Here is an 8,208-nt window from a genome sequence, read left to right on the forward strand (position 1 = left end):
GGGGCACCGGACGGCGCGGACGCCGGCGGGGTGCTCGCGGGGGCCTCGGCAGCGGCCGGCTTGGGGGCCGGTGCGCCGGGCTTGGGGGCTCCGGGACGAGCCGCCTGCGCCGGGGAGGGCGCGGACGAGGGGGCCGCCGGAGACGGCTTCGCGGGCGTCGCCTTACGCGGCGCGCCCGGCTTCGCTGCGGACTTGCCGGCGTTGCCGCCGGGACCCTGCAGTGCGTCAGTCAGTTTGCGTACAACCGGCGCCTCGATCGTCGAGGACGCCGAACGGACGAATTCGCCAAGTTCTTGGAGCTTGGCCATGACGACCTTGCTCTCCACACCGAACTCCTTGGCGAGTTCGTAAACCCGGACCTTTGCCACTTCGCTCCTTTTAGGTCCGGGTTACCGCCGGACCGTCGCTACTTCATGGGCGTACTCATCGCGTACTCATCGAGTGCTCATCGCAATCTCGACCTACTTCCAACTCGCGAGGTACCTGACCGCACGGTTATCCGTGCCGTTCTCTTCTTACGGTGTTGCTGTTGCCTGCTCGACAAACCGGCTCAGTGCCGTTGTGCCGAGCGGTGCCCGGCCCCGAAAGGCCCGGGGAAACGCCCTGCGGCGGACCGCCAGGGCGAGACACGCGGGGGCGGGGTGAATGTACGCACCCCGGCCGGGCAGCGTACCGCGAGGATCGGGGACACATTCACCCTCGATCTCCACGATGCGCAGCAGTTCGCGCTTGGCCGCTCGCTCCCGGCATCCCACACAGGTTCGCTCAGGGCACACGCGGGCATGCGTCCGGCCAGACACTATTAAGTCTACCTCCCCGCGGCGACCTCACCCCATGGGGGCAAAAATCGAACGGTTGTTGTCGTAAAACCGGCCTCAGTCCTGGTGGGAGGACTGGGCGTCGGGCTGCTCCGTGTCGGAGCGGATGTCGATGCGCCAACCGGTCAGGCGCGCGGCGAGGCGGGCGTTCTGGCCCTCCTTGCCGATGGCCAGCGAGAGCTGGTAGTCCGGAACGGTGACCCGGGCGGACCGGGCCGCCATGTCCACGACCTCGACCTTGCTGACGCGCGCGGGCGACAGGGCGTTGGCGACCATCTCGGCCGGGTCGTCCGACCAGTCCACGATGTCGATCTTCTCGCCGTGCAGCTCCGCCATGACATTGCGCACCCGGCCGCCCATCGGGCCGATGCAGGCGCCCTTCGGGTTCAGACCCGAGCGGGTCGAACGTACGGCGATCTTGGAGCGGTGGCCGGCCTCGCGGGCGATGGCCTCGATGACGACCGAGCCGTCGGCGATCTCCGGGACCTCCAGGGCGAAGAGCTTCTTCACCAGGTTCGGGTGGGTGCGCGACAGGGTCACGGAGGGACCGCGCACGCCCTTGGCCACCCGGACGACGTACGACCGCAGACGCAGGCCGTGCGTGTACTCCTCGCCGGGCACCTGCTCCTGCACCGGCAGGATGGCTTCCAGCTTGCCGATGTCGACCAGGATGTTCTTGGGGTCCCTGCCCTGCTGGACGACGCCGGTGACGACATCGCCCTCGTGGCCCGCGTACTCGCCGAAGGTCCGGTCGTCCTCGGCGTCACGCAGACGCTGGAGGATGACCTGCTTGGCGGTACTGGCCGCGATCCGCCCGAAGTCGGACGGAGTGTCGTCGAACTCCTTGGGCTCCTGGCCCTCTTCGAGGTCGGCCGGGTCCTCCTTCGCCCAGACCGTCACATGACCGGTCTCGCGGCTGAGTTCCACGCGCGCGCGGCGGTGGCTGCCCTCGGTGCGGTGGTACGCGATGAGGAGGGCCGATTCGATCGCCTCGACCATCAGGTCGAAGGAGATCTCCTTTTCTTTCGCCAAGCCCTTCAGGAGCTTTACGTCGATGTCCATGGCTACGCCTCCTCTTCCTTCTTGTCCTTGCGGTTGAACTCGATCTCCACCCGCGCCCTGGCGATGTCCGCGAAGGCGACGCGGCGGGCGGTGGGCTTGCGGCCCTTCACGCCCGGCACCTCGAGGTCCAGGCCCTCGTCGTCGACGGTGAGAATGCGCGCGACCAGCTCGTCGCCGTCGTTCAGCGTCAGCTTGGCGAGTCGGCCGGTGGCCCGTACGTAGTGGCGGTGCTCCGACAGCGGGCGGTCGGCGCCCGGGGAGCTGACTTCGAGGACGTACTCGCCCTCGCCCATCGCATCCGTCTCGTCGAGCTTCTCGGAGATGGAGCGGCTCAGCTCGGCACAGGCGTCGAGTTCCACGCCTTCGTCGGAGTCGACGACGACCCTCAGCTGGCGGCGCCTGCCGGCCCGGGACACCTCGATGTCCTCCAGATCGAGACCCTCCGCGCTGACCAGTGGTTCCAGGAGTGCGCGCAGCCTGTCGCTCTGGGTGGTGCTCATCCGGGTGACTCCTCGGCCGCGTGTGCTGTTGTGTGGATCGTCGCGTGTCAGATCAAAGGGTATCCGGTCCCGAGGGGTGTTGCCGTCCGCCTGCCGGGGAGCCGCGGGTACGCTCGCCTGCGGTGATCACCGCAGCGGCCCGAGGGAGACACAGTGCGGCGCACGGAAACCACACGCAGGGGTGCGCTCGCGGCGGCCGGGGCCGCGGCCGCCGCGCTGCTGACCGGCGGCTGCGCGCGGGACGCGGCGCCGCGCGGCCGGGAGGGCTCCGCCGCCGACGCGGCGGCCGCCGCCGTACGGGCCGAGGCGGGGCTGCGCAAGCGCTCCGCGCGGGCCAGGGCCACCCTTCTGGCGCACTACGACGCCGTGATCGCCGCCCACCCCTCCGCCGCCGGCCGGCTGGAGCCGCTGCGCGACGCGGTGGCCCGGCAGGCGGACGCGCTGCGGGGCGAGGGCGCCGCCGTACGCGCCGCCGCGCCCCCCGCCGTCGCGGCGGAGCGCGGGGCCGCGCTCAAGGCGCTGGCCGCCGAGGAGCGGCGCGGCGCCGACGCGCACACCGCGGCGCTGCTCGACGCGCCGCCGGAGCTGGCGCGGCTGCTGGCGTCGGTCGCCGCGGCCGGCGCCGCCCATGTGTATCTGCTGACGAGAGGGAGCGACGGGTGAGCGCGACGCCGAGGAGCACACGGCCGGTGGAGGCCGTGCAGGCCGCGCTGGCCGCCGAGCACGCCGCCGTGTACGGGTACGGGATCGTCGGCGGCCGGGTCGCCGGCGAGCGCCGGGACGAGGCGCGGGAGGCGTACGACGCCCACCGTGCGCGGCGTGACGCGCTGGAGCGGACCGTGCGCGACCTGGGCGCGACCCCGGTGGCCGCCGCCGCAGCGTACGCTCTGCCGTTCCCGGTGCCGGACGCGGCGGCCGCCGTACGGCTCGCCGCCGAGCTGGAGGACCGGGTGGCCGGGGTGTACTCCGACGTCGTACGCGCCGCCGGGGGCCCCTTGCGGCGCGAGGCGGCGGCGGCGCTGCGCGAGGCAGCGGTGCGGGCGGTGCGCTGGCGGGGGCGCGGCGTAGCCTTTCCTGGGCTCGCCGAGCTGACCACGCCGGCCGTGAGCCGCAAGCAGTGAGTTTCGGCCCGGCCCTGCGACCGGGCACACGACCGGCCAGAGAACCGGCCTTCGAGGGGACACCGCACGCATGCTTTTCGAACCGCCGCAGCGTCTCGTACGAGCGCTCGGCGAGGCGTACCCGGAGGTGGCCGCCGACTGGCTCGGGCGGCTGCCGGGCTTGGCCGAAGAGGCCTTGACCCGGGGGAAGTTGGCCGTCGAGCGGGTGCAGAACCCCGGCGGCAGGAGCAGCCTGGTCGTCCTCGTGCGGCAGCAGGACGGCACGCCCGCCGCGCTCAAGATCGCCCCCGAGGCCGCCGGGCCGGCCGCGGAGCGTGCGGCGCTGGCGCACTGGAGCGGCTGGGGCGCGGTCCAGCTGCTGGACGAGGACGCGGCGTCCGGTGAACTCCTCCTGGAACGCCTGCACTCGGAGGTCTCGCTGCGCTCCCTGCCGGAGGCCAAGGCCCTTCTGGAGGCGGCCGGGATCGTACGGCGGCTGTGGATCGAGCCGCCCCCGGAGCACCCCTTCGAGACGGTCGCCGAGCGCACGGCCCGCCAGGCGGCGGCGATGCGCGCGGCCGACCCGGCACTGGCCCCGTTGGTCGGGGCGGCCCTCGCGGTCCGCGACGAGCTGACGGCGTCCGCGGACGAACTCCTGCTGCTGCACGGGAACTTCCGGCAGGGCAAGGTACTCGCCGGCGACCGGGCGCCGTGGCTGGCCGTCGGCCCGGAGCCGCTGGTCGGCGAGCGGGCGTACGACCTGGCCCGGCTGGTGCGCGACCGCGTCGAGGATCTCGTCGCGACGGCGGCGGGGGCGTCCGCCGCCCGCCGCCGGGTGAACAAGCTGGCCGACTCCCTGGACGTCGACCGGGCGAGGCTGCACGGCTGGACGCTGTTCCGCGCGGTGGAGTCGGGCGTACGGGCCGAAACGGCCGGCCGCCACCAGGACGCGGAGCTGCTGCTGGAGTTCGCCGGCTGGCTGTAGCCCGGCCCGGCCCTTCCCGAAACCGGGGACGGGACCGAACGCGGCACGCTCCAGCCCTCCGGCGTTCGAGGACCGGGGCCCGGGGCAGCGCCCCGGGCCGGCAGGAGTCGGCGCGGGCGCCGCGAGCCCCCGCACCCGTCAGGCCGTCAGGCCGTCAGGCCGTCAGGCCGTCAGGCCGTCAGGCCGTCAGGCCGTCAGGCCGTCAGGCGGGCGATCGCCTCGTCGACCGTCAGCTCCTCGCGCTCGCCCGTGCGGCGGTCCTTGAGCTCCACGACGCCCTCGGCGCTGCGGCGGCCCGCCACCAGGATCTTCGGTACGCCGATGAGCTCGGCGTCCGTGAACTTCACACCCGGCGAGACGCCCGGACGCTCGTCCACCAGGACGCGCAGGCCGGCCGCGCCGAGCTTGTCCGCGACCTCGACGGCCAGCTCGGTCTGGAGCGCCTTGCCCGCCGCGACGACGTGCACGTCGGCCGGGGCGATCTCGGCGGGCCAGCACAGGCCCTTGTCGTCGGCGGACTGCTCGGCGAGCGCGGCCACGGCGCGCGAGACGCCGATGCCGTACGAGCCCATGGTCACGCGGACCGGCTTGCCCTGCTGGCCGAGCACGTCGAGCTGGAAGGTGTCGGCGTACTTGCGGCCGAGCTGGAAGATGTGGCCGATCTCGATGGCGCGGTCCAGCTTGAGGCCGGTGCCGCACTTCGGGCAGGGGTCGCCCTCCTCGACGACCACGACGTCCAGGTAGTCGTCGACCTCGAAGTCGCGGCCCGCCACGACGTTCTTGGCGTGCTTGCCGGGCTTGTTGGCGCCGGTGATCCACGCCGTGCCGGCGGCGACGCGCGGGTCGGCGACGTAGCGGACCTTCTCCAGCCCCTGCGGGCCGACGTAGCCGCGCACCAGGTCGGGGCGGCCCACGAAGTCCTCGGCCGTGACCAGCTCGACGACGGCGGGCGCCAGGTGCTCGCCGAGCTTGCCCAGGTCGACCTCGCGGTCGCCGGGGACACCGACGGCGACGATCTCGCCGTCGACCTTCACCAGCAGGTTCTTGAGCGTCGCCGAGGCCGGTACGCCTAGGTGCTGGGCGAGGGTCTCGATCGTCGGGGTGTCGGGGGTGTCCAGCTCCACGACCGGGCCGTGCTCCGAGATGTCGTACGCGGCGGCGACGGCCTCGGCGCTGAAGGTGACGGCCTCCGTGTTGGCGGCGTAGTCGCAGGCCGGGCAGTCCACGAAGGTGTCCTCGCCGGCCGCCGCCGGGGCCAGGAACTCCTCGGACGCCGAGCCGCCCATCGCGCCGGACACGGCGGAGACGATGCGGAAGTCGAGGCCGAGGCGCGCGAAGATCTTCTGGTACGCGGCGCGGTGCAGCGCGTACGACTCCGCCAGGCCCTCGTCGGTCGTGTCGAAGGAGTACGAGTCCTTCATGTGGAACTCACGGCCGCGCAGCACGCCGGAGCGCGGACGCGCCTCGTCGCGGTACTTGACCTGGATCTGGTAGAGCATCACCGGCAGGTCCTTGTAGGACGAGCACTGGTCCTTGACCGTCTGCGTGAAGATCTCTTCGTGCGTCGGGCCGAGCAGGTAGTCGGCGCCCTTGCGGTCCTTGAGGCGGAACAGCAGGTCGCCGTACTCCTCCCAGCGACCGCTCGCCTCGTACGCGTCCTTGGGCAGGAGGGCGGGGAGCAGCACCTCCTGGGCGCCGATCTCGTCCATCTCCTCGCGCACGACGCGGGTGATGTTCTCGAGGACCTTCTTGCCCAGCGGGAGCCAGGTCCAGATCCCCGCCGCGTTCCGGCGGACGTACCCGGCGCGCACCAGCAGCTTGTGGCTGAGCGTCTCGGCGTCCGCCGGGTCGTCACGCAGTGTCTTGACCATCAGACGGGACATGCGCTGGACCTGGGCCATGGTGAACTCCTGCGAAGAAAAGTGTGATGGCTAGGAGGTTAGCCGGGCGGCACAGACACGGGAAATCCGTTACGGGGCGTGACGGCGCAGCGGGAGGGGCGCGCCCATGACGGCGTACGGCCTCGGGGCGCTCGGGAAGTGGACCTGGCAGGCGAGGTCGACGTACCCCAGCGCCCGGTAGAGGCCGCGGGCCGGGCTCTCGGTGTCGATCGCGGAGAGGATCGAGCGGGGCTCCTGCGCGGCGTCGGTGAGGGTGGTGATGAGCCGGCGGCCGATGCCGCGTGCCTGGTGGGCGGGGGCGACGTGCAGTTCGGTGATCACGAAGGAGTTGTCGAGCCAGCCGTCGTTCCCGGCCCGGCGCAGGTACGGCTCGACGACCGTGGACCACCAGTGCGTACGGCTGTTGGGCATCCCGTAGACGAAGCCGACGAGCCGGCCGTCGGGCGTCGTGGCGCCGAGGGCCCGCGCCCCGGGGTTCAGCAGGTGGCGCAGCACGATGTGACGGCGCACCCCGATCTCGTCGTCGGTGAGGCCGAAGGCGAGGGCCTGTACGGCGAGCGCCTCGTCCACGCGCGCGGCGAGATCGACCGGGGCGATCACAACGGCGGGGGGCCGGGGTTCTCCCCCGGGAAGAGGTGCCATGAAGCGCACCCTACTTCGCGGCGAGGTCAGAACAACACGCTCATGAACGCGCCGACCTCGCGGAAGCCGACCCGCCGGTAGGCCGCGCGGGCCGCCGTGTTGAAGTCGTTCACGTACAGGCTGACGACGGGCGCGACATCGGCCAGCGCGTAGCGCAGGACGGCCGCCATGCCGGTCTCGGACAGGCCCTGGCCTCGGAACTCGGGGTCCACCCAGACGCCCTGGATCTGGCACGCCTGCGAGGTGGCGGCGCCGATCTCGGCCTTGAAGACGACCTTGCCGTCGTCGATGCGGGCGAACGACCGCCCGGCCGCGACGAGTTCGGCGACGCGCGCCTGGTAGAGCAGGCCGCCGTCGCCGGCGAGCGGCGAGACGCCGACCTCCTCGGTGAACATCGACACGCACGCCGGCATGATCACCTCCGTCTCGGCCTTGCCGATGCGCCGCACGCGCGGGTCGGGCCGGACGTCGGGCGAGGGCTGCTCGGTCACCATGAGCGGCTGGTGCGGGCGTACGTCGCGGGCCGGGCCCCAGCTGGGTTCCAGCAGCCGCCACAGCTGCCGTGTGGTCTCGGCGGGGCCGACGATCGACGAGCAGCGGCGGCCGGCCCTGCGGGCACGGTCGGCGAAGGCGCGTACGGCTTCGGGGGTGGCGCAGATCGGGACGAGGTTGGCACCGGAGTAGCACAGGGAGCGCAGGCGGCCGTCCGCGTACCAGCCCCACATCTCGCCGCCGAGGCGCCACGGGTCGAGTCCCGCCGCCTGGACGCGCGAGGTCACGAAGGCGTTGGCGACGGGCTCGCTCTCCAGGATCGCGAGCGCCGCGCCGAGTTCGCCGGGGTCGAGGACCCGGGTAGTGGTCTGAGTCAACACGTGAGGGGCCTCACCGTACGGTCTTCTGATCTCCGCACTCTACCGGGCGCTCCCGGGAGGCGCCGCACTACGGAAACGGAGCCCTGCCGGGGGCAGGGCTCCGTACCGTCGCACTTGGTCGCGTGCGGGTCGTCGGGGGCGGTCAGCCGCTGACGGAGACCTCGGGCTCACCGGACATGACGCCGTCCCGCTCCATCTGCTCGGCGATCTTCATGGCCTCTTCGATGAGCGTCTCGACGATCTTCGACTCGGGAACGGTCTTGATGACCTCGCCCTTGACGAAGATCTGCCCCTTGCCGTTGCCGGACGCGACCCCGAGGTCCGCCTC

General features: G+C 72.5%; 10 protein-coding genes and 1 pseudogene. 3 read left to right on the forward strand and 8 right to left on the reverse strand.

Translation table 11 applies throughout. From position 1 onward, the window contains the following. The 4 genes from E2E34_RS27205 to rimP all read right to left on the reverse strand — a co-directional run. A partial coding sequence (locus tag E2E34_RS27205) for a translation initiation factor IF-2 N-terminal domain-containing protein (RefSeq protein ID WP_208765352.1) occupies positions 1–368 on the reverse strand: 368 nt, incomplete at its 3' end. 147 nt (positions 369–515) lie between these two features. Continuing rightward, positions 516–800: a YlxR family protein gene (locus tag E2E34_RS27210; RefSeq protein WP_138904556.1), complete on the reverse strand. Its 285-nt coding sequence runs from the start codon at positions 798–800 to the stop codon at positions 516–518. A gap of 75 nt (positions 801–875) precedes the next feature. Beyond that, complete coding sequence (gene nusA, locus E2E34_RS27215; RefSeq protein ID WP_138904557.1) at positions 876–1,880, reverse strand: transcription termination factor NusA; 1,005 nt, start codon at positions 1,878–1,880, stop codon at positions 876–878. A gap of 2 nt (positions 1,881–1,882) precedes the next feature. Continuing rightward, the gene (rimP, locus tag E2E34_RS27220; protein ID WP_138904558.1) at positions 1,883–2,380 is read right to left on the reverse strand and encodes a ribosome maturation factor RimP; all 498 of its coding nucleotides are present in this window, start codon (positions 2,378–2,380) and stop codon (positions 1,883–1,885) included. Between the two features lie 153 nt (positions 2,381–2,533). Between rimP and E2E34_RS27225 the strand changes: the two genes are divergently transcribed. The 3 genes from E2E34_RS27225 (at position 2,534) to E2E34_RS27235 (ending at position 4,465) form a co-directional block, all read left to right on the forward strand. After that, positions 2,534–3,043, forward strand: coding sequence for a hypothetical protein (locus tag E2E34_RS27225; RefSeq protein ID WP_138904559.1), 510 nt, complete (start codon positions 2,534–2,536; stop codon positions 3,041–3,043). Next, positions 3,040–3,501, forward strand: coding sequence for a ferritin-like domain-containing protein (locus E2E34_RS27230; RefSeq protein ID WP_208765353.1), 462 nt, complete (start codon positions 3,040–3,042; stop codon positions 3,499–3,501). Before E2E34_RS27225 ends, E2E34_RS27230 begins: the two co-directional genes overlap by 4 nt. A 70-nt stretch (positions 3,502–3,571) precedes the next feature. After that, positions 3,572–4,465 carry an aminoglycoside phosphotransferase family protein gene (locus tag E2E34_RS27235; RefSeq protein WP_138904560.1) on the forward strand — a complete coding sequence of 298 codons (894 nt, stop codon included), beginning with the start codon at positions 3,572–3,574 and terminating at the stop codon, positions 4,463–4,465. Between the two features lie 194 nt (positions 4,466–4,659). Here the strand turns inward: E2E34_RS27235 and E2E34_RS27240 are convergent, their stop codons facing one another. From E2E34_RS27240 to E2E34_RS27255, 4 genes and pseudogenes are all read right to left on the reverse strand, one after another. Further along, entirely contained in the window at positions 4,660–6,366 is a 1,707-nt protein-coding gene (locus E2E34_RS27240; protein ID WP_138904561.1) for a proline--tRNA ligase, read from the reverse strand. Between the two features lie 69 nt (positions 6,367–6,435). Then, on the reverse strand, positions 6,436–7,008 hold the full coding sequence (locus E2E34_RS27245; RefSeq protein WP_138904562.1) for a GNAT family N-acetyltransferase: 573 nt from the start codon (positions 7,006–7,008) through the stop codon (positions 6,436–6,438). Positions 7,009–7,034: 26 nt separating this feature from the next. Beyond that, complete coding sequence (locus E2E34_RS27250; protein ID WP_167518399.1) at positions 7,035–7,880, reverse strand: GNAT family N-acetyltransferase; 846 nt, start codon at positions 7,878–7,880, stop codon at positions 7,035–7,037. A 142-nt stretch (positions 7,881–8,022) separates the two neighbouring features. Beyond that, positions 8,023–8,208 (reverse strand): annotated as a pseudogene (locus tag E2E34_RS27255) (flavodoxin-dependent (E)-4-hydroxy-3-methylbut-2-enyl-diphosphate synthase); the annotation flags it as partial.

This window comes from Streptomyces albidochromogenes (genome assembly GCF_005981925.1).
Lineage (GTDB): Bacteria > Actinomycetota > Actinomycetes > Streptomycetales > Streptomycetaceae > Streptomyces > Streptomyces albidochromogenes.

Coding starts and splice junctions, on each gene's coding strand:
- E2E34_RS27235 (WP_138904560.1), top strand. CDS start 3,572: ATGCTTTTCGAACCGCCGCAGCGTCTCGTACGAGCGCTCGGCGAGGCG.
- E2E34_RS27245 (WP_138904562.1), bottom strand. CDS start 7,008: ATGGCACCTCTTCCCGGGGGAGAACCCCGGCCCCCCGCCGTTGTGATC.
- E2E34_RS27240 (WP_138904561.1), bottom strand. CDS start 6,366: ATGGCCCAGGTCCAGCGCATGTCCCGTCTGATGGTCAAGACACTGCGT.
- nusA (WP_138904557.1), bottom strand. CDS start 1,880: ATGGACATCGACGTAAAGCTCCTGAAGGGCTTGGCGAAAGAAAAGGAG.
- rimP (WP_138904558.1), bottom strand. CDS start 2,380: ATGAGCACCACCCAGAGCGACAGGCTGCGCGCACTCCTGGAACCACTG.